Genomic DNA, 17,787 nt, shown 5'->3' on the forward strand with positions numbered 1-17,787 from the left:
ATAAATTCTGATTTATATATGAAAAACGCCAAATTAACTCTTCGTTCACGCAAATAAAATGGGACGCGACGGCGCAAAAAATTCTATTCATTTCCTGATTATTACAAAATATCAGGTCGGTTTGATTTCCTGAATATCTTAAAAAAATTCCTGCGTGAATAATATTTCTTGGCACTCCTATCAATCGAGTGCCACGAGTGCTATTTATGAGTTGCAGCCGCCCTACGCGCCGGCAGCAGAAAGACCTCTATGAAATTCCGTTCACTTCACGACCGCGTCGTCATTCGACGTGCGGAAGGCGATGTCAAATCCAAGGGCGGGATCATCATTCCAGACACCGCCAAGGAGAAGCCGCAGCAAGGCGAAGTGGTCGCAGTCGGCCCGGGCCTGCGCGACAAAAGCGGCAATCTGGTCCCGCTTGATGTCGAGGTCGGTGATCTCATTCTGTTTGGAAAATGGTCGGGGACAGAGGTCACGATCGATGGCGAAACCCTTCTGATCATGAAGGAGACCGACATCATGGGCATCGTCGAAAAGACCGAAGCGGCTGCCGACAAAGCCGCCTGAGCGTCGAATTTGTGACCAGCATCTCAAGACCGAACTGGGAAGAAATATCATGTCTGCCAAGGAAATCAGGTTCTCCACCGACGCGCGCGACCGCCTGCTACGAGGCGTCGAATTGCTCAACAACGCCGTCAAGGTGACGCTTGGCCCGAAGGGTCGCAACGTCGTCATCGACAAGGCCTATGGCGCACCGCGCATTACCAAGGACGGCGTTAGCGTCGCCAAGGAGATCGAGCTCGCCGACAAGTTCGAGAACATGGGCGCGCAAATGGTGCGCGAGGTGGCTTCGAAGACCAATGATCTTGCCGGCGACGGCACGACGACGGCAACGGTGCTCGCCGCCTCCATCTTCCGCGAAGGCGCAAAGCTCGTCGCTGCCGGCATGAACCCGATGGATCTCAGGCGCGGCATCGATCTCGGCGTCACCGCCGTCGTCAAGGAAATCAAGGCGCGGGCGATGAAGGTCAAATCATCAGGCGAGATCGCCCAGGTCGGCACCATTGCCGCCAATGGCGACGCCGCCATCGGTGAGATGATCGCCAAGGCGATGGACAAGGTCGGCAATGAGGGCGTCATAACGGTCGAAGAGGCGCGAACCGCCGAGACCGAACTCGACGTCGTCGAGGGTATGCAGTTCGACCGCGGCTATCTCTCACCCTATTTCGTCACCAATGCCGAGAAGATGCGCGTGGAACTGGAGGATCCCTATATCCTCGTTCACGAGAAGAAACTTGGCAGCCTGCAGGCGATGCTGCCGATCCTGGAAGCTGTCGTACAGACTGGCAAACCGCTGCTGCTCATCTCGGAGGACGTCGAAGGCGAGGCGCTGGCGACGCTTGTTGTCAACAAGCTGCGCGGCGGCCTGAAGGTCGCAGCCGTCAAGGCGCCGGGTTTCGGTGATCGCCGCAAGGCCATGCTGGAAGACATTGCCGTGCTTACATCAGGCCAGATGATTTCCGAGGATCTCGGCATCAAGCTCGACAACGTCACGCTCGATATGCTCGGCCACGCCAAGCGCGTGCTGATCGACAAGGAGAGCACCACGATCATCGACGGCGCCGGCGACAAAGCAGCCATCCAGGCGCGCATCCAGCAGATCAAGGCGCAGATCGAGGAGACCACCTCCGATTACGACAAGGAAAAGCTGCAGGAACGCCTGGCGAAACTCGCCGGCGGCGTCGCAGTCATCCGCGTCGGCGGCGCCACCGAGACGGAAGTCAAGGAAAAGAAGGACCGCATCGATGACGCGCTGAACGCCACCCGTGCGGCGGTCGAGGAGGGCATCGTGCCCGGCGGCGGCGTGGCACTGTTGCGCGCCAAGTCGGCGCTGACGGGCCTGACCGGGGAGAACGCCGACGTAACGGCGGGCATCTCGATCGTGCTCAGGGCACTCGAAGCCCCGATCCGGCAGATCGCCGACAATGCCGGGTTCGAGGGCTCCATCGTCGTTGGAAAACTCGCCGGCAGCAATAATCACAATCAGGGCTTCGACGCACAGACGGAGACCTATGTCGATATGATCGAGGCCGGCATCGTCGATCCCGCCAAGGTCGTGCGCACCGCTCTGCAGGACGCCGGCTCGATTGCGGCGCTGCTGATCACCGCCGAGGTGATGATCGCCGACATTCCTGCAAGAGACGCCGCCCCTGCAGCCGGAAATGGCGGCATGGGCGATATGGGATACTGAGAACAGCCTGAACTGTTCCGGCGTGGCCGGACGGCGCAACCCGAACAATAGACAGGGAGAATTCCAATGTCCGTGCAGAGCAGCAGCAAGACATCGATCACCCAGCGTTTCGAGAGTTACCAGCCATCCAAGACGCTTCTCGTCTGGGCCTGCGTCGTCACGGCGATCGCCACGATGATTATCGGCTTCAGCTGGGGAGGTTGGGTAACAGGCGGCACGTCAAGCAAAACGGCAGCCGCCGCCGGCGACACCGCACGCGGAGAGCTGGCGTCGGCCATTTGTGTCGAGCGGTTCAATGCGGCGCCGGACGCGAGCGCTAAACTGATCGAGTTCAAGGCGATTACCGAAGGCTACAAGCAGCGGCAGTTCGTCGAGGCCGGCGGTTGGGCGACCATGCCTGGGCAGACTTCACCCGACAGCCGAAGTGTTCAGGCCTGCGCCACCGCGCTTGCCGTCTGACACCATTCAGAGCGCTCCGATATGTGTGCGGAGCGCCTCCACTCTCAAAGCAGGAAATGACCAATGATCCGTTTCGTGAAAAAGAGCGACCCGCAGCCACCCGCAGACGACAACCGCTTCCAGAAAATCCGCGAGGCAGCTGCCGACGAGCATAAGAAAGCCGCCAATGACAGCACGCCCCGCCGCGCGCCGCGGGCGCCGGAAGATGAAGACCCGCTTATCTGAGAGGGTATGGAAAGGCGTCCTTGAACAGGTCTCCAGCGCAGCTGTGTAAAGCCGGCATACGGCGCGATCTGAGGACAGGGACGCACAGGGCTCCTTGAACACCTAGCGATAATCCAGCCAGATCCCGCCGGCATCGGCGGACCGCACGCAGTTTTCTACCCAGCGCACTCCTTCCAGTCCCGCATCGACATCGGGAAAGACCAGTTTTTCGATCCCCGCAGGAGCGAGGCCGCGTTCTCTGTTGATGGCAAAGCCGAAGCGGCGATAGAGGTTCGCCCAGGCTTCGAAGAGACCTTCCGGGTGGCCGCCGCCGATCCGGTCGTCGATCCTGGCCTCGGGATAGAGATAGTCCATGCCACGCTCGAGAATACGGGCCGGTTCGCCTTGGATCTCGTAGGAGAGCTGGTTCGGCCGCTCGTCCCACCATTCGATACTGGCCTTCGAGCCGACGATGCGGATCTTCTGGCCGTGCATGGAGCCGGCATTGACGGCGCTCGACCAGATGGTGGCGATCGCGCCATTATCATATTCCATCAGGGTCACCGCATTGTCTTCGAGCGGCGCTCGGCTTTTGACGAAGCTCTGGCGGGTGCAGAGGAGACGTCTGATCTTGAGGTGCGGCAGGATGACCTTGGCGATATAAAGTGGGTGGGTCCCGACATCGCCGAGGACATAGCTGGGACCTGCGAATTTCGGATCGACGCGCCACCGCGTCGAGGGGTTCAGCTCCTCCACCGCAGCACTATGGAAACCATGGGCGAACTGCAGGCTGACGATGCGGATTTCGCCGAGATCGCCATTCCTGACCATGGCGCGCGCCTGCTCGATCATCTGATGGCCGGCATAACCATAGGTCACGCCGACGATACGGCCGCGCGCCTGGGAAAGTGCCTTCAGCTCTTCGGCTTCGGTGGTCGTGAAGCAGAGCGGCTTTTCGCAGATCACATGCAGATCATGTTCGAGTGCTGCCTTGCAGATCGCAAAATGGGTATTGTTGGGTGTTGCGATCGACACGGCCTCGATGCCGTCGGCCCGCCCGGCCTCGGCTGCAAACATCGTCGCAAAGTCCCGGTAGCTCCGCTCTTCGTCGAGCCCCAGATCGGCGCCGAAGGCGCGACCGCGTTCCGGATCGATATCGAAGGCGCCCGCTGCGAGTTCGAAAACACCGTCGCGATGGGCTGCCGAGCGATGAATATAGCCGATCTGGCTGCCTCTGCCGCCGCCGACCATTCCCCAACGGATCGGCTTTCGCCTGTCATTCGTCATCATCTTTTCCCTAAAAACCAACCGACCGCAGGTAATCGCGGCTTTGCTTCACATCTTCGAGGCTGCCGGCAACATTCCTCGGATCGCGTTCCTGCTCGACGGTGATGAAGCCGTGATAACCGATCTCCTCGAGCGTCCGCTTGACGGCAGGATAATCGATGACGCCGCGACCGATCGGGCACATCACGCCCTGTCCGCAGGCATCGAAGAAGCGGATCTTCTCGCCAAGCACGCGGTCGAAGACGGTCTGGTCGATGTCCTTGAAGTGGACATAGTCGAGCCTGTCGGCATAGCGGCGAAGCATCTCCACGGGATCCATGCCGGCATAATAGCTATGGCCGGTATCGAGGCAGAAGCCGGCGATCTCCTGCGGAATGTCACCTGCCACCCGCTCGATTTCATCGGCGAATTCGATATAGCCGCCCGCATGCGGGTGGATGACGGCGCGCACGCCGTATTTGCGGTGAGCGCGTTCGGCAATCGCCGTGATATTGGCGATCATCCCGGCCCAAGCCTTGTCGTCGAGACGCGGCGCACGATCGGAATGGCCTGCGGCATAGTCCCGCTCGTCGTGCCCCCAATCCATGACCGTGAGATAGGGGGTCCTGAACCGCTGGCCCGCCACCTGTTCCGGCTGCGGCAGCCTGGTGATGACGGCGCAGATTTCATCCGTCTGCCGCAGCAATACCTCCCGGTTTTCAGGAGAGACCAGATCGTCGAAGATCGTGCCGGCGACGATGAAGAGATTGCGCTCGGTGAGCGCCTTGGTGACGAGCGCATCATCGAGCGGCACGTAGCCATAGGGTCCGAGTTCGAGGCCGCCATAGCCGGCCGCCGCCGCCTCGTCGAAGACGCGTTCCCAGGCGGGAAGGTTTGGATTGTTGACGTCGTCTACGCCCCAGCAGCAGGGGGCTGTCGTAATCGTGATGGTCACGGTTTTATTCCTGATAGTGGGTGCCGGGGCGGATGTGGGCGATCAGCCAAGTTTCCCGGGCCAGTATTTGTCGACATATTTCTGGATTTCGGAGCGCATGAAGCGGCCGGAATCGTCGGCGCGCTCCTCCCAGCCGAAGACGCAGGCGGTGATGATGCCGTCGAACCCGACCGCGGCGAGCGAGGAGAAGAAGACATCCCAATTGATCTCGCCCTGGTACATATCCATGTGCTGATGGATTGTGACCTTCGCCCCCGGCGGATTGATGATATAGCGCAGCCCGGACGACGCCTTGTGATTATAGGTATCGGCCACATGCACATGGGCGATCAGCGGGCCGGCATCGCGGATCATCCGCGCCATGTCGTCACCGAAATAGAAGGTATGCGGCGCGCAATAGAGGAATTTGACGTTCGTCGAGCCGATGGTCTTCAGCATGTCGATCGCCGGATGCAGCGTTTCGCACCAGTCTTCGGGATGCGGTTCCATGTTGAGCGTGACGCCCTCGCGCTCGAACACCGGAATGAGCTCTTCTATCGAGCGCCACCAGGCAGCCTCGCTGTGCTCGTGGGTATGCATGCCGCCGCAGCAGCTGGCGCGGTGGCTGCGATCCGGCGACGGCCCGCGGCCGAATTCCGAGTTCATCGTATCGCAGCCCATTTCGGCCGAAATGGCGATCGCTTCCTTCCAGTAACGCACTGCTGCCTGCCGCTCGTCCTCATGCGGGCTCGCCCAACGGTACATCGGCAGGATCGAGGCGAGCTGGACGCCGTGATCCTTGAGGGCCGCCTTGAATTCCGCGATGCGTTCCTTGTGCGCCCGCGGGCGCACCCACCAGGGCAGAAAATCGTCACGCGGTGAAAGCTCGATATGCTCATAGCCGAGCTCCGCTGCCTTGCGGCAGAGGTCGCGCAGATTGAGGTGACGGTGCATATACGGGTCGAGTGCGATCTTCATCTGGTTCCTCCGTCATCCCCGGCCGCGTCGTGCCGGCGGATGATCCTTGATCTCGGTTGTTTTGGACCGTCCAGTGCTCCTCCCGGATTGCTGGCACGATACGGCTGCGGCGCCCCCATGTTCCAATGCTTCCTTGATCAAATTTGATCATTGACCTCACAGCAGGCCGATGCTTTGCTGTGTCAGCTTTGGAAGTGGGTGAGCCTGATGAAGGTGACTTTGAAGGATGTCGCAAGCCAAGCCGGCGTTGGCACAGCGACCGTCGAGCGCGTCCTCAACGGCCGCGGCGGCGTGCGGCCAGAGACGGTGGAGAAAGTCTTCCTGGCGGCAAGACAGCTTGAATACCGGTCAAGCCTGCCGGTCGCCCATCGCGGTCTGATCCGCATAGAGGTGATCCTCGTTCGCCCGGAGACCAGCTTCTATTCGCGTCTGAACCGGGCATTCGAACGCATCGCCGCCTCGCTCGACGACAGCATCACCGTTCACCGCACCTTCGTTCGCGAGAATGAGCCGGCGCAATTCGCCCGCTACATCGCCAACCCGACGGCACGCCGGTCGGCGCTGATCGTGGTCGCGCCCGACCATGCCGATGTCGTCACCAGCGTGCGCAAGGCGGCCGGTCTCGGTATTCCCGTCGTTCAGATCATGACCCGTCCGGCCCCGGAACTGCCCTATGTCGGCATCGACAACTATGCTGCCGGACGCACAGCAGCTCACTACATGTCGGGCATGCTGGCGCAGCGCCCAGGTTCGTTCGTTGCTCTCTGTCACAGCGGCGCCTATGAGAACCATAAGGAGCGGATCCGCGGATTCTCCAGCTATCTCTCGGAGAAGGGTTCAAACGAGCATCGTTTCATCGAGGTCATGTTCGACCTCGATGACGAGCACAATGCCATCGAGCTCCTGCAAGCGGCACTCCGGCGGGAGCCCGGCATCATCGGTGTCTATAGTGCGGGCGGTGACAACAAGGGTGTTGCCAGGGTGCTCGAGGCCAACAAGGCTAGGCGGCCGTTTTGGGTCGGCCACGAATTGACGCGAGAGACGCAGGACTATCTCAGCCGTGGCATCATGTCGATCGTGCTCGACCAAGCGCCTGAGGTCCAGGCGAGGCGATCGATAGACCTTGCCCTCAACAGGCTTGGTCTCATCGAGGTGGAGGTCAGCGACGAGCCGGTGCGCTTCCTGACGATCACATCGGAAAATCTCTGAGGCGGGATAAGGATGCCCGGATAATCCGCTCGAATGAGAGCCAGCGGCTTTCACGACGCCGGCGCGGAGTTACTGCAGCTGTGGTTTCTTGAGAAAGCTGTTGCGGTCGGCGGACTTGATGCGCAGCCAGGCTTCCCGGCCGTTCCTGAGAATGCGCATGGGGATCTCGGCGCCGGCCGGGCCGCTGCTCCAGACCTTGCGGTAGAAATCGGCCAGGCCATCGACCTCTTCGTCGCGGATTTCCGAAATGATATCGCCCTGACGCAGGCCCGCCTGAGCAGCCGGACCGCCTTCGGCCACGCTCATGACCACCACGCCGCCATTGCTTTCGGCGGAGAAGGCGCCTAGCCAAGGTCGCGGCGGCCTATTGACTTGGCCCCGGTTCAAGAGATCGTCGAGGATCGGCGACAAAAGGTCGATCGGCACGACCATGTTGATATCCGCAACCTCGTCGCCATGGCTCATCTGCAGGCGAAGTGATCCGATACCGAGAAGCTTGCCGTCCGAACCGATCAGTGCCGCACCACCCCATGAGGGATGGGCTGGTGCTGTGAAAATCGCCTCGTCCAGCAAATATTCCCAATAGCCGGCAAATTCCTGCCGGGCTACGATATTTGCCTCGACGAACTCACCAATACCATCGGCCAGTACGACGGGGTCGCCGGCCTTGGCCGTGGCCGCGTCGCCGAGATCCACCGCCGGGGCATTCAGAGGGCCAAGCGCCTGCACCAGGCCGAAGCCGCTTTCCTGATCATAGGCAAGCGCATGCGCTGGAACCACGCGCCCGTCATGGGTCGTGAGCCACACCTCTTCGGCTTCGGTGATGAGATAACCGATGGTCAGCACCAGCCCGTTGTCGCGAATGACCACGCCGCTGCCTTCCCGGACAGTGCCCAGCGTCTCCGCCGTGAAGGCATCTTCCGGAATGGAGGAACGGACGGCCACGACTGACCGCAAAATCGGATCGATATTCATGCTTTCATCCCAATGGGCGCCGGCGCGAAAGGCCGAAATCCGGCGCACTCTACCTTGAATAAGTAAGAAGATGGACGGGCGGAGGCAAGGCTGCGGCGGAGGGAATTTCCGCTCCCGCATTTGATGATGCGCCGGCATTGTGGAAATATCCAAGGGGCTACAGCGCCGCCCATCTTTCAGACGCGCAAAGGACGCTTAGCACTTTGAATCGCTGGGGAATGCGGCAAGGGAATCGCCAATTCCGTGGGAGCCTGCGCAATGCATTCAATCCGGGATCAAATCGGTTGGAAAATTGCGATTTCCGTAAAATCTCATAGAGCGCAACATTACGCCATTCCATCGACCAGCCTCTCCAATCTTGTCGGCATAATATTTTTTGATGACATCGGCACTGTGCAACAATATACGGTCAATCCTATCAGGAATCAGACTGACACGGATCACGACATGAAAGACTGGCATCCCGATCTCAGCCGCAGTAGCAGCCCCCGCTATATGGCGATCGCCGATGTGATCGAAATGGATCTGCGGAGCGGGCATCTGGTGGTTGGGGACCGGCTGCCGCCGCAACGCGAACTCGCCAAGCGGCTGAATGTCGATTTCACGACGGTGGCGAGAGGTTATGTCGAGGCGCAGAAGCGCGGGCTTGTGGATTCGCATGTCGGCCGAGGCACTTTCGTTACCGGTGGTGCCGACAAGGAGCGCCAGGGATTCGCGCCCGACGCCGCGCCCGATCCCCGCCGCGCCTCCATCGTCGATTTCTCGATGAACATGCCCCCGGAGACGCACGACCCCGAGCTAATCGCCCGCATGCGCGAGGGCATGTCGGCGGTGGCGGCGAACCTCATTCCGCTGCTGCGCTACCAGGGTTTCGGCGGCTCCAGCATGGACAAGGAGGCCGCTGCCTCCTGGCTCAGCCGTCGCGGGCTGGTGCCCTCGCAGGAGCGCATCTTCGTCACACCAGGCGCCCATCCGGCCCTGCTGGCGATCTTCGGCCTGCTGGCAAAACCAGGCGAAACCGTGCTTTCGGAAATCATCACCTATCCCGGCATGCGCTCGATCGCCGCCCAGCTGCGGCTCAATCTGACCGGTCTGCCGATGGACGAGGACGGTATCCTGCCGGACGCCTTTGCTGAAGCCTGCGAGAGATTGAAGCCGAAGGCGCTCTATCTCAATCCGACGCTGCAGAATCCGACGACGCTGACCATCCCGGCCAGGCGCCGCGAGGAGATTTGCGCGGTTGCCCGCAAATATCACGTGCCGATCGTCGAGGACGATGCCTACGGCTTCATTCCGCAGCACGGCCCGGCGCCGCTCGCGGCAACAGCGCCCGATCTGACCTGGCATATCGGCGGGCTGGCGAAATGCATCGGCGCGGGTCTGCGCCTTGCCTATGTCGTGGCGCCGGACAGCAAGGCCGTGTGGCCCTTCGTCAGCGCCATGCGCGCCAACAATGTCATGGCCTCGCCGCTGACCGTGGCGCTCGCCACCCGCTGGATCGAGGACGGCACCGCCGATACGATCCTGCGTTTCATCCGCGCCGAAGCCGCTGCCCGCCAGCAGATGGTCGCTGCCATCCTGCCAGCCGGCAGCTACCGCGCCGACCCGATCAGCTTCAACATCTGGCTGCCGCTCTCCAACGGCTGGACCCGTTCCACCTTCGGCAGCCATACCCGCTCTTCCGGCATCGGCGTCGTCGCAAGCGATGCCTTCACGGTCGATGGCGTCGCACCCGAGGCCGTGCGCGTCTGCCTTGGCGGGCCGATCACCCGGGAGAAACTGCAGGGCGCACTGGAATTCATGGCCCACGCGCTGGAAGGCCCGCCGGAAATGGCGGCTTCGTTTTTCTGACGCAGAAATCCGCCTTGAGCTGATCAGGCATGGACGAAATCCGGAAGCGGTCGGGAATCAGATCGGTCGCGCCCTAAGCTGTCCGGGCATGGCGAAGCATAGCCGTCACGTTTACGTCGTACCCGTCCATGCTGCCAGGCCTGGCTGCGGCCCCAAATTCTTTTTCAGAAATCTGCAGTCAGCTTGCCGCCAGCGCCGGGAGATCTGCGTCATTCTGACGAATTGACTGGTAATTTCTCCATAATGTAATTATATTGCATGCATACATATAAGGATATTGATTGCATCAATGTCCGCGGTACAGGAAAGCGAGATCGTCATGGATACGGAATATCCCCCACTTCCTCCGATACAGACCGGCATTAGGGGACGCTGCCCGCGTTGCGGCCAGGGTCATATGTTCAAGGGCTTCCTGACGCTGCAGCCGGAATGCGAGGTCTGCGGTCTGGATTATTCCTTCGCCGATCCGGCCGACGGTCCGGCCTTCTTCGTCATCTGCTTCGCCTGCGTCCCGAGCGTGCTGCTCGGCGTCTGGCTGGAAGTGGCATTTTCGGCGCCGATCTGGGTGCAGCTTCTGGTCACCGGTCCCTTCATGCTCGCCACCTGCATTCCGCCACTGCGGCCGCTGAAGGGCTGGCTGGTCGCCAGTCAGTATTTCTACAAGGCGGAAGAGGGCAAGCTCGCCTAGATCCCGGTTCTATGGGGCCTATTTCAGCGTCGCGCGCAGGCGCGGCGTCGCGAAATCGAGCAGCGCCCGCAGTTTCAGGGGCACCAGTCCCTGCGCGGGATAGACGAGATGCACCGGCGCCGGCGGCGGTTCGAAATCTTGGAGCAGCGGCACCAGCAGGCCGGCCATCTCGGCGCGTGCGGCCTGGTAGGAGAGCACGCGGGTGACGCCGAGGCCGGCGACAGCCGCATCGACCGCGGCCTCGGCGGTGTTGACGGCAAGCCGCGAGCGGATCGGCACCGCGAGATCATGTCTCCCTTCAATGAATGTCCAGCTCAGCATCGAGGTCATACCCTCGAAGGTGACGCAGTCGTGCCCGGCGAGATCGCCTGGATGCCGGGGGAGGGCGTGCCGTGTGAGATAGTCCGGGCTGGCATAGACTGTGCGGCGGATCGCGCCGAGCCTTGTGGCGATCAGGTTACTATCAGGCAGGTTGCCGATCCTCAGCGCCACGTCGATATGATCCTCGACGAGGTTCGACAGCCGGTCGCCAAGCATCAGCCGCAGATTGATATCGGGATAGGCTTTCAGGAAATCCACGACGACCGGCAAGACATGCAGCCGCCCGAAGACGATCGGCGCGGTCATCGTCAGCTCGCCCTTCGGGGCGCTGTATTCGCCGGCCGCCGTCCGTTCCGCCTCTTCCACCCGATCGAGAATTTCCCGTGCCGCCTCGACATAGGAGCGGCCGGCCTCTGTCAGCATGACCTTCCGGTTGCTCCGTTGCAGCAGCTGGGCGTTGAGATGTGCTTCCAGCTCCGAAACCTTGCGGCTGACGGTTGCGAGCGGGGATCGTAGATGCCGTGAGGCGGCCGAGAGGCTGCCCTGTTCCACAACGGCAAGAAGCACGGTCATAGCGTCGAGGCGGTCCATTCTATCCTTCCATGAATCGGTAAGATGCCTTCCAGATTAGCATTCTACTGCTGCTGGATGGAAGGCAGTAAATAGACCGCAGATGGTTCGAAGCGGCCATCGCCAACCGCGTCCCGTCGATCGAAAGACCAAAGGAACCATCATGAAACTCTACCATCACCCGCTTTCCGGCCATGCCCACCGGGCTCACCTGTTCCTGTCGCTGCTTGGCGTGCCCTATGAACTGGTCGAGGTCGACCTGGCGGCTGGCGCCCACAAGGCGCCGGACTTTCTGAAGCTCAATCCCTTTGGCCAGGTGCCGGTGCTCGACGACAATGGCACGGTCATTGCCGATTCTTCTGCCATCCTTGTCTATCTCGCGCGCAAATATGGCCGCACCGACTGGTTGCCGGAAGAGGCGGTGGCCGCGGCGCGGATACAAAAATGGCTCTCCGTTGCAGCAGGCGAGATCGCTTACGGACCCTGTGCTGCGCGCCTGGTCACGGTCTTCGGCGCCGATTTTCGCACCGACGAGGTGATTGCCCGGGCGCACCGCATTCTTGCGCTGATCGAGGCGGAGCTCCATAGCCGCAGCTTCCTGCTCGGCGACAATCCTGTGATCGCCGACGTGGCGCTATACAGCTACATCGCCAATGCGCCGGAAGGCAATGTCGATATCTCGGCCTATCCAAGTGTTCGTGCCTGGCTTGCCCGCATCGAGGCCCTGCCGGGTTTCGTCGGTTTTCGCAAGACGAAGATTGGCCTTGCCGCGTGACAAGCCGCCGGGGCAGGTCGCTGTCCCGGTTCCCAAATGCTGCCCAAAAGGAGGCCGTGATGCAGGAACAGACAAGACAGGACGCCACATCGCCCTGGCATGCGGGCGAACTCGCCATGCAGCGCAGTGTCGGTGTCGCCGAACGCATGGACGGGCCGGGCCGGAATTTCGTCCGCAAGGCCATGCCGGAGCAGCATCGCGCCTTCTTTCCGATGCTGCCTTTCGTCGTGCTTGGCGCGGTCGATGCCAAGGGCGATGTCTGGGCAACGGTCAGGGCCGAGCGCCCGGGTTTCATGGCCTCGCCGGAGCCGGAAATTCTCGAGGTCCGGCTGCCGCGCGACGCAGCCGATCCTGCCGATGCCGGCATGGAGGATGGTGACGCGATTGGAATGCTCGGCATCCAGCTCGAGACCCGGCGGCGCAACCGGCTGAACGGCGTGATCCGCAGGACGGAAGCTGGAGCTTTCCAGGTAGGTGTCGGCCAGAGCTTCGGCAATTGCCCGCAATATATCCAGCTTCGCTCTTCCGCCTTCGTCCGCGATCCGGATCTGCCGACGGCGATGCCGACGCTTCATTCCGGCCAACTCGACGATCGGGCGCTAGGGATGATCGAGGGCGCCGATACGTTTTTCGTCGCCTCTTATGTCGACCGCGACAATGGCGAGCGGCAGGTGGACGTATCCCATCGCGGCGGCAATGCCGGCTTCGTGCGTGTCGGCCCCGACGGCGTGCTGACCGTTCCCGATTTCCCCGGCAATCGGTTCTTCAACACGCTGGGTAATTTCCTCGTCAACCCGAAGGCAGGGCTGGTCTTCATCGATTTCGAAACCGGCGACATGCTGCAGATGTCGGGCAGGGCCGAGGTGCTGCTGGATTCGCCGGAGATCGCCACCTTTCAACGGGCGGAAAGGTTGTGGCGTTTCACGCCGCAAAAGATCGTGCTTCGCCCGGATGCCCTGCCGCTGCGGTGGCGCCTGCCTCCCGGCCTTTGAGAAACGCAGCCTCGAACCGACTTGCCAATCATTGTACCGATCAGTACAACGATAACCGTCAGTACAGGAGCGCCCGGAGAACCTATGTCCAGCCTCGTCCCGCCTTTCACCCTTGAGACCGCCACCCAGAAAGTCCGTCTTGCCGAGGATGGCTGGAACAGCCGTGATCCCGAGCGCGTCTCGCTCGTCTATACGCCGGACAGCCGCTGGCGCAACCGCGCCGAATTCGTCACCGGCCGCGCCGAGATCGTCGCTTTCCTCACCCGCAAATGGGTAAAGGAGCTGGATTACCGGCTGATCAAGGAGATCTGGGCCTTCACCGATCATCGCATCGCCGTGCGCTTCGCCTATGAATGGCACGATGACAGCGGCAATTGGTTCCGCTCCTATGGCAACGAGAACTGGGAATTTGACGCCGGCGGCTTGATGCAGCGCCGCTTCGCCTGCATCAACGACCTGCCGATCCGGGAATCGGAGCGCAAGTACCATTGGCCGCTCGGCAGGCGGCCGGACGACCATCCCGGTCTGACTGAACTCGGCCTCTAAACACGCCAGGGAAGCCACGGGTGAAGACCGTCTACGAACGCGCCGACATCGTACCGCTGCTCGCCGAAATCTTCCGCGAGCTCGGCTATGAGGGCACGTCGCTCAGCCGCATCACCGAACGCACCGGCATCGGCAAGGGCAGCCTCTACCACTTCTTTCCGGGCGGCAAGGAGGAGATGGCAAGATCGGTGCTCGCCGATGTCGATGCCTGGTTCGAACATGCGATCTATCGGCCGCTGAGAAAAGACGACGCCCATCGGGCGATCGCGGCGATGTGGACAAATGTGAATGACTACTTCCGCTCCGGCCGCCGCATCTGCCTCGTCGGTGCCTTCGCGCTTGACGATACCCGCGAGCGGTTTTCGGCAGCGATCGGCGACTATTTCATCCGCTGGATCGACGCCTTGCGTTCGGCGCTGATGCGGGCAGGCTGCCCGGAGGAGGAGGCGCAAACGCTCGCCGAGGAGGGCGTCTCCGGTATTCAGGGCGCACTGGTGCTGTCGCGTGCGCTTGATGACAGGATGGTTTTCACCCGATCGTTGGACACGCTGGCGAAACGGCTCGATGCTGTGATGCGATGAGGGGCGGTAATGTGATGAGGGGCAAACCGCTGGGGCGTCTATTGCCCTGTGAAAAATTCACCCGGCCACGATCGACTGGCCGGGGCATTGATCGGACGCTGGGCGGCGCTCGATCTTACATTGGTAGCGCTTTGCGTATATTTCAGCGTTGCTGTTGAGGCTGCTGGGCCGGGCGCGTATTTTCCCGTTCAGGGCGAATCTGGCGCCATTCGTTTTCCATCTGGTCGACGACATGCTGGGGAATGGTGGTTTGGGTACTGGCGGGCGTCTGCATCGGAAGTCTCCTCTGTTCGTGGTAAGGCTTCGGGGCAGGAAGATGCATTGCACAAGACAAAAGGCGTGTAAATCAGTGGCTTAAACACTTTAAACGATTAAATAGAATTTAATCGATTAAGACGGTTTTAACCATGACATTCGAGGGAAGCGCGGAATGGTTGTCCACATGGACCGGGCATTCTTTTTCGATACGGTACGGCACGGACTCTTCAAGGGAAACCTGACTCAGCCTCAGGTAGTGGGCATCACCGCGATTCTCGACGCCTGGGAACAACGGTTTGCCGATGCCGACCGGCGGTGGCTCGCCTATATCCTCGCAACCGCTTATCACGAGACCGCCTATACGATGCAGCCGGTGCGTGAGACGTTGGCGGAAAGCGATGCGCGCGCGGTCGAGATCCTCGAGACGGCCTTTGTCGCAGGCCGGCTCTCCTGGGTAAAGACGCCCTACTGGCGGCCGGACGAGGATGGCCGCAGTTGGCTCGGACGCGGCCTGGTGCAGCTCACCCATAAGCGGAACTACGAGGCGATGAGTGGGCTGACGGGGATCGACCTCGTTGCCGACCCCGACCGGGCGATGGAGATGGATGCGGCGGTGACGATCCTGATCGAGGGCATGCTGCAGGGAAGTTTTACCGGCCACAAGCTCGCCGATCACCTGAACGCGACGACCGCGGATTGGGTGAATGCGCGCCGCATCGTCAATGGCACCGACCGGGCGGAAAAGCTCGCCGCCTATGCCATGGTCTTCGATGCGGCGATACGTCCCGATGCGGCCCGTGGCATGCTCGCGCGGTTGAAGGCCTGGGGCGCGCGTGTTATCGCCCGGCTGACAGCTGGAGCGCCGCGCCTCCGATAGGTGCGCCAAGGTCGCTTCATCATTTTGATAAATCTGACAGGAGCTTCCGCGTGATCCGTCATATCGTATTCTTCACCGTGCAGGAGGAACATCTGCAGGAGGTGAGGGCCGGGCTTTCTATACTGACCGGCATTCCGCATGCGCGGCTGCTGGAAATCGGCACCAATGTGAAGACCGATCAGCTGGGCACCGAGATCGATCTCGTAGTCTATGGCGAATTCGACGACGAGGCGGCCCTTGCCGCCTACAAGGCGCATCCCGATTATCAGCTCTCGATCGATCGCGTGCGGCCGCTCCGGGAAAAGCGCATCGCCGCCGACTACGATAACCGCACGGCTGTGACGCGGCCGCTCTGACCTGCGAGAGCGTTTGGCCACGCTGTATTCCATTGAAATTTCAACTGGATGAATGATTTTCCGGATTCGGGTCGCCCGGAAGCTGACTCAACTTCCGAAGCACCGGACTCAACTTTCGAAAAAGCGGCGGCAAGCGATTCAAAAGATTCGTCAAAAGCGGCTTCTGGTTCATGATCTGGTTGCCGCAGCGGTTGCGGCGTATGGACGGAAAGCCGCGCTCGTCCATGCTTGGATGATAATCAAGAGACATTAAGAATGGCTGACTCTGATGCGCGGGCACCGCGCACCAGCGCCATCAGCATCAGCACGAAGGCCAGCGACAAGGCCGCGAGAACGGCGCAGGCAAAGAGCGCTGGGCCGGTGCCGGCGCGGTCGAGGATGGCGGTGAAGATGACCGGGGCGATGGCGTTGGCGAGATTTTGCGGCAGCGACAGCCTGGCCGATTGCAGTCCGAATTCGCGCGGTGAAAACAGCGCCAGCGGCAGCAGCGCGCGGGCGACGGTCATGACGCCGGTGCCGAAGCCATAGAACAGGGTGAAGGTGACGAGCAGCGGTGTCGACGGGCTGGCGACCAGCATCATCAGGAAACTGATCATCATCAGGCTGATGCCCATGACCGCGCTGAGCATGGGGTTGCCGTGCCGGCCGAGCAGCATGTCGAGGAAGCGCGCCGAGATGCCAAGGAAGCCGCGCGCCGAGCCGAGCTGCAGCGCGAAGGCTGGCGAGGCGCCGGACTGGCGGAAGATTTCGAGCAGCGACGGGGAGATGCCGAAGGTGACGAAGGTCGAGATCGTCGTCGTCGCGGCAATCAGCAGGAAGGCTTTGCGCTGCTTGGCCTTTGACAGCGGCACCGGGGCGATTTCGGCTGTGCCGCCTTCGACATGTGTTGCGATCGGCTTCGGCAGGGCGAAAAGATGCAGCGGCAGACAGATGAAGAATTGCAGCGCTGCGCAGACCAGGAAGGTGAGGCGCCAGCCGACCGCCTCGTTGAGCAGGCTGAGGATCGGCCAGAAGATGGCGCTCGAAAGCCCGGTGAACAGCATCAGGATGGCGATGACGCGTTTGCCGTTCGCCCCTTCGCGCTCGACGACGGCGGTATAGGCCGGCGCCGAAAGACCAAATGCGCCGCCGATGCCGATGATGACCCAGGCGCTGGCATAAAGCACGATGCCGTTTGCGGCGGCAAGCAGAAGCAGCCCGAGCGCAAAGGTCAGCGAGGCGGCCGAAAGCACACGGGCAGCACCATAGCGGCCGAGCCATCGGCCGGTCGCCGGACCGACAATGGCGCTGACCACCATCATGATCGTCAGGCCGGCAAACGCCACTTCGTTCGCCAGGCCGAGATCCGGCGCGACGACGCGGCCCATGACCCCGAGCATGTCGAACGTCGTGCCCCAGCCGATCAGCTGGGTAACGGCAAGGACGGTGACCGTCTGCGCCGAGCGGAAGCGGGAGGATTTTGGCATTGGTGCTGAAACGGTCTGAAATGTGGGGGCGGCAAGGACATAACAGTTTCAACCGGCCCGTGAAAGCTGCGGTCGGCAGGAATCGGAACGGCGCGGCCGATTCGCAGACAAAGACTGTGGTGTCGGTCCCGCCGGCTCCCCGCCTTTACGGGAGCTGATAAAGAACGCGTGGATAAGGCTGGAGGCCATCGTTTTTGGATGGAATGGCGGTGGCCGTAGTTTGCTGCCGC

General features: G+C 61.5%; 20 protein-coding genes. 13 read left to right on the forward strand and 7 right to left on the reverse strand.

Annotated elements, in window-relative coordinates:
- Positions 1 to 249 precede the first annotated feature (249 nt).
- From RLCC275e_RS05265 to RLCC275e_RS05280, 4 genes are all read left to right on the forward strand, one after another.
- Positions 250 to 567 carry a co-chaperone GroES gene (locus RLCC275e_RS05265; RefSeq protein WP_003557889.1) on the forward strand — a complete coding sequence of 106 codons (318 nt, stop codon included), beginning with the start codon at positions 250 to 252 and terminating at the stop codon, positions 565 to 567.
- A gap of 49 nt (positions 568 to 616) precedes the next feature.
- Complete coding sequence (gene groL / locus RLCC275e_RS05270; RefSeq protein WP_033180540.1) at positions 617 to 2,251, forward strand: chaperonin GroEL; 1,635 nt, start codon at positions 617 to 619, stop codon at positions 2,249 to 2,251.
- Positions 2,252 to 2,317: 66 nt separating this feature from the next.
- Positions 2,318 to 2,710 carry a hypothetical protein gene (locus RLCC275e_RS05275; protein ID WP_033180539.1) on the forward strand — a complete coding sequence of 131 codons (393 nt, stop codon included), beginning with the start codon at positions 2,318 to 2,320 and terminating at the stop codon, positions 2,708 to 2,710.
- Between the two features lie 63 nt (positions 2,711 to 2,773).
- Complete coding sequence (locus tag RLCC275e_RS05280) at positions 2,774 to 2,935, forward strand: hypothetical protein (RefSeq protein ID WP_012756692.1); 162 nt, start codon at positions 2,774 to 2,776, stop codon at positions 2,933 to 2,935.
- A gap of 102 nt (positions 2,936 to 3,037) precedes the next feature.
- Here the strand turns inward: RLCC275e_RS05280 and RLCC275e_RS05285 are convergent, their stop codons facing one another.
- The 3 genes from RLCC275e_RS05285 to RLCC275e_RS05295 are packed head-to-tail and all read right to left on the reverse strand — an operon-like array spanning position 3,038 to position 6,092.
- Complete coding sequence (locus RLCC275e_RS05285) at positions 3,038 to 4,204, reverse strand: Gfo/Idh/MocA family protein (protein ID WP_033180538.1); 1,167 nt, start codon at positions 4,202 to 4,204, stop codon at positions 3,038 to 3,040.
- A 7-nt stretch (positions 4,205 to 4,211) separates the two neighbouring features.
- Positions 4,212 to 5,135 carry a TIM barrel protein gene (locus RLCC275e_RS05290; RefSeq protein ID WP_033180537.1) on the reverse strand — a complete coding sequence of 308 codons (924 nt, stop codon included), beginning with the start codon at positions 5,133 to 5,135 and terminating at the stop codon, positions 4,212 to 4,214.
- Between the two features lie 42 nt (positions 5,136 to 5,177).
- Positions 5,178 to 6,092: a sugar phosphate isomerase/epimerase family protein gene (locus RLCC275e_RS05295; protein ID WP_033180536.1), complete on the reverse strand. Its 915-nt coding sequence runs from the start codon at positions 6,090 to 6,092 to the stop codon at positions 5,178 to 5,180.
- A gap of 207 nt (positions 6,093 to 6,299) precedes the next feature.
- Here RLCC275e_RS05295 and RLCC275e_RS05300 point away from each other — a divergent pair, with 207 nt between their 5' ends.
- Positions 6,300 to 7,301, forward strand: coding sequence for a LacI family DNA-binding transcriptional regulator (locus RLCC275e_RS05300; protein WP_033180535.1), 1,002 nt, complete (start codon positions 6,300 to 6,302; stop codon positions 7,299 to 7,301).
- Positions 7,302 to 7,370: 69 nt separating this feature from the next.
- Here the strand turns inward: RLCC275e_RS05300 and RLCC275e_RS05305 are convergent, their stop codons facing one another.
- Positions 7,371 to 8,276, reverse strand: a complete 906-nt coding sequence (locus RLCC275e_RS05305; RefSeq protein WP_033180534.1) for a S1C family serine protease — start codon at positions 8,274 to 8,276, stop codon at positions 7,371 to 7,373.
- Between the two features lie 447 nt (positions 8,277 to 8,723).
- On the opposite strand from RLCC275e_RS05305, the gene RLCC275e_RS05310 reads away from it, so the two are divergent.
- The gene (locus RLCC275e_RS05310; RefSeq protein ID WP_033180700.1) at positions 8,724 to 10,127 is read left to right on the forward strand and encodes an aminotransferase-like domain-containing protein; all 1,404 of its coding nucleotides are present in this window, start codon (positions 8,724 to 8,726) and stop codon (positions 10,125 to 10,127) included.
- Between the two features lie 319 nt (positions 10,128 to 10,446).
- On the forward strand, positions 10,447 to 10,815 hold the full coding sequence (locus RLCC275e_RS05315) for a DUF983 domain-containing protein (protein ID WP_033180699.1): 369 nt from the start codon (positions 10,447 to 10,449) through the stop codon (positions 10,813 to 10,815).
- 18 nt (positions 10,816 to 10,833) lie between these two features.
- Here RLCC275e_RS05315 and RLCC275e_RS05320 read toward each other — a convergent pair whose 3' ends face one another.
- Entirely contained in the window at positions 10,834 to 11,727 is an 894-nt protein-coding gene (locus tag RLCC275e_RS05320) for a LysR family transcriptional regulator (protein ID WP_033180533.1), read from the reverse strand.
- A 142-nt stretch (positions 11,728 to 11,869) separates the two neighbouring features.
- On the opposite strand from RLCC275e_RS05320, the gene RLCC275e_RS05325 reads away from it, so the two are divergent.
- The 4 genes from RLCC275e_RS05325 (at position 11,870) to RLCC275e_RS05340 (ending at position 14,600) form a co-directional block, all read left to right on the forward strand.
- Complete coding sequence (locus RLCC275e_RS05325; RefSeq protein WP_003557912.1) at positions 11,870 to 12,481, forward strand: glutathione S-transferase family protein; 612 nt, start codon at positions 11,870 to 11,872, stop codon at positions 12,479 to 12,481.
- Between the two features lie 59 nt (positions 12,482 to 12,540).
- Positions 12,541 to 13,473 (forward strand): pyridoxamine 5'-phosphate oxidase family protein, encoded by a 933-nt coding sequence (locus tag RLCC275e_RS05330; RefSeq protein WP_003557914.1) that lies wholly within the window; start codon positions 12,541 to 12,543, stop codon positions 13,471 to 13,473.
- Positions 13,474 to 13,557: 84 nt separating this feature from the next.
- Positions 13,558 to 14,019 carry a nuclear transport factor 2 family protein gene (locus tag RLCC275e_RS05335; RefSeq protein ID WP_003557917.1) on the forward strand — a complete coding sequence of 154 codons (462 nt, stop codon included), beginning with the start codon at positions 13,558 to 13,560 and terminating at the stop codon, positions 14,017 to 14,019.
- A gap of 20 nt (positions 14,020 to 14,039) precedes the next feature.
- Complete coding sequence (locus RLCC275e_RS05340) at positions 14,040 to 14,600, forward strand: TetR/AcrR family transcriptional regulator (RefSeq protein WP_003557919.1); 561 nt, start codon at positions 14,040 to 14,042, stop codon at positions 14,598 to 14,600.
- Positions 14,601 to 14,742: 142 nt separating this feature from the next.
- Here the strand turns inward: RLCC275e_RS05340 and RLCC275e_RS34590 are convergent, their stop codons facing one another.
- Positions 14,743 to 14,874: a hypothetical protein gene (locus RLCC275e_RS34590; RefSeq protein ID WP_003557921.1), complete on the reverse strand. Its 132-nt coding sequence runs from the start codon at positions 14,872 to 14,874 to the stop codon at positions 14,743 to 14,745.
- A 156-nt stretch (positions 14,875 to 15,030) separates the two neighbouring features.
- On the opposite strand from RLCC275e_RS34590, the gene RLCC275e_RS05345 reads away from it, so the two are divergent.
- Both RLCC275e_RS05345 and RLCC275e_RS05350 read left to right on the forward strand, forming a co-directional pair.
- Positions 15,031 to 15,735: a chitinase gene (locus RLCC275e_RS05345; protein WP_003557924.1), complete on the forward strand. Its 705-nt coding sequence runs from the start codon at positions 15,031 to 15,033 to the stop codon at positions 15,733 to 15,735.
- Between the two features lie 50 nt (positions 15,736 to 15,785).
- Positions 15,786 to 16,091 carry a Dabb family protein gene (locus tag RLCC275e_RS05350; protein ID WP_012756708.1) on the forward strand — a complete coding sequence of 102 codons (306 nt, stop codon included), beginning with the start codon at positions 15,786 to 15,788 and terminating at the stop codon, positions 16,089 to 16,091.
- Between the two features lie 239 nt (positions 16,092 to 16,330).
- Here the strand turns inward: RLCC275e_RS05350 and RLCC275e_RS05355 are convergent, their stop codons facing one another.
- Entirely contained in the window at positions 16,331 to 17,557 is a 1,227-nt protein-coding gene (locus RLCC275e_RS05355; protein WP_033180531.1) for an MFS transporter, read from the reverse strand.
- Positions 17,558 to 17,787: the final 230 nt, after the last annotated feature.

The organism is Rhizobium brockwellii (genome assembly GCF_000769405.2).
Taxonomy (GTDB): Bacteria; Pseudomonadota; Alphaproteobacteria; order Rhizobiales; family Rhizobiaceae; genus Rhizobium; species Rhizobium brockwellii.

What these genes read in the sequence shown, in the direction of transcription:
- RLCC275e_RS05265 (WP_003557889.1), top strand. Translation starts at nt 250, where the DNA reads ATGAAATTCCGTTCACTTCACGACCGCGTCGTCATTCGACGTGCGGAA.
- groL (WP_033180540.1), top strand. Translation starts at nt 617, where the DNA reads ATGTCTGCCAAGGAAATCAGGTTCTCCACCGACGCGCGCGACCGCCTG.
- RLCC275e_RS05275 (WP_033180539.1), top strand. Translation starts at nt 2,318, where the DNA reads ATGTCCGTGCAGAGCAGCAGCAAGACATCGATCACCCAGCGTTTCGAG.
- RLCC275e_RS05280 (WP_012756692.1), top strand. Translation starts at nt 2,774, where the DNA reads ATGATCCGTTTCGTGAAAAAGAGCGACCCGCAGCCACCCGCAGACGAC.
- RLCC275e_RS05285 (WP_033180538.1), bottom strand. Translation starts at nt 4,204, where the DNA reads ATGATGACGAATGACAGGCGAAAGCCGATCCGTTGGGGAATGGTCGGC.
- RLCC275e_RS05295 (WP_033180536.1), bottom strand. Translation starts at nt 6,092, where the DNA reads ATGAAGATCGCACTCGACCCGTATATGCACCGTCACCTCAATCTGCGC.
- RLCC275e_RS05300 (WP_033180535.1), top strand. Translation starts at nt 6,300, where the DNA reads ATGAAGGTGACTTTGAAGGATGTCGCAAGCCAAGCCGGCGTTGGCACA.
- RLCC275e_RS05305 (WP_033180534.1), bottom strand. Translation starts at nt 8,276, where the DNA reads ATGAATATCGATCCGATTTTGCGGTCAGTCGTGGCCGTCCGTTCCTCC.
- RLCC275e_RS05310 (WP_033180700.1), top strand. Translation starts at nt 8,724, where the DNA reads ATGAAAGACTGGCATCCCGATCTCAGCCGCAGTAGCAGCCCCCGCTAT.
- RLCC275e_RS05315 (WP_033180699.1), top strand. Translation starts at nt 10,447, where the DNA reads ATGGATACGGAATATCCCCCACTTCCTCCGATACAGACCGGCATTAGG.
- RLCC275e_RS05320 (WP_033180533.1), bottom strand. Translation starts at nt 11,727, where the DNA reads ATGGACCGCCTCGACGCTATGACCGTGCTTCTTGCCGTTGTGGAACAG.
- RLCC275e_RS05325 (WP_003557912.1), top strand. Translation starts at nt 11,870, where the DNA reads ATGAAACTCTACCATCACCCGCTTTCCGGCCATGCCCACCGGGCTCAC.
- RLCC275e_RS05330 (WP_003557914.1), top strand. Translation starts at nt 12,541, where the DNA reads ATGCAGGAACAGACAAGACAGGACGCCACATCGCCCTGGCATGCGGGC.
- RLCC275e_RS05335 (WP_003557917.1), top strand. Translation starts at nt 13,558, where the DNA reads ATGTCCAGCCTCGTCCCGCCTTTCACCCTTGAGACCGCCACCCAGAAA.
- RLCC275e_RS34590 (WP_003557921.1), bottom strand. Translation starts at nt 14,874, where the DNA reads ATGCAGACGCCCGCCAGTACCCAAACCACCATTCCCCAGCATGTCGTC.
- RLCC275e_RS05345 (WP_003557924.1), top strand. Translation starts at nt 15,031, where the DNA reads ATGGTTGTCCACATGGACCGGGCATTCTTTTTCGATACGGTACGGCAC.
- RLCC275e_RS05355 (WP_033180531.1), bottom strand. Translation starts at nt 17,557, where the DNA reads ATGCCAAAATCCTCCCGCTTCCGCTCGGCGCAGACGGTCACCGTCCTT.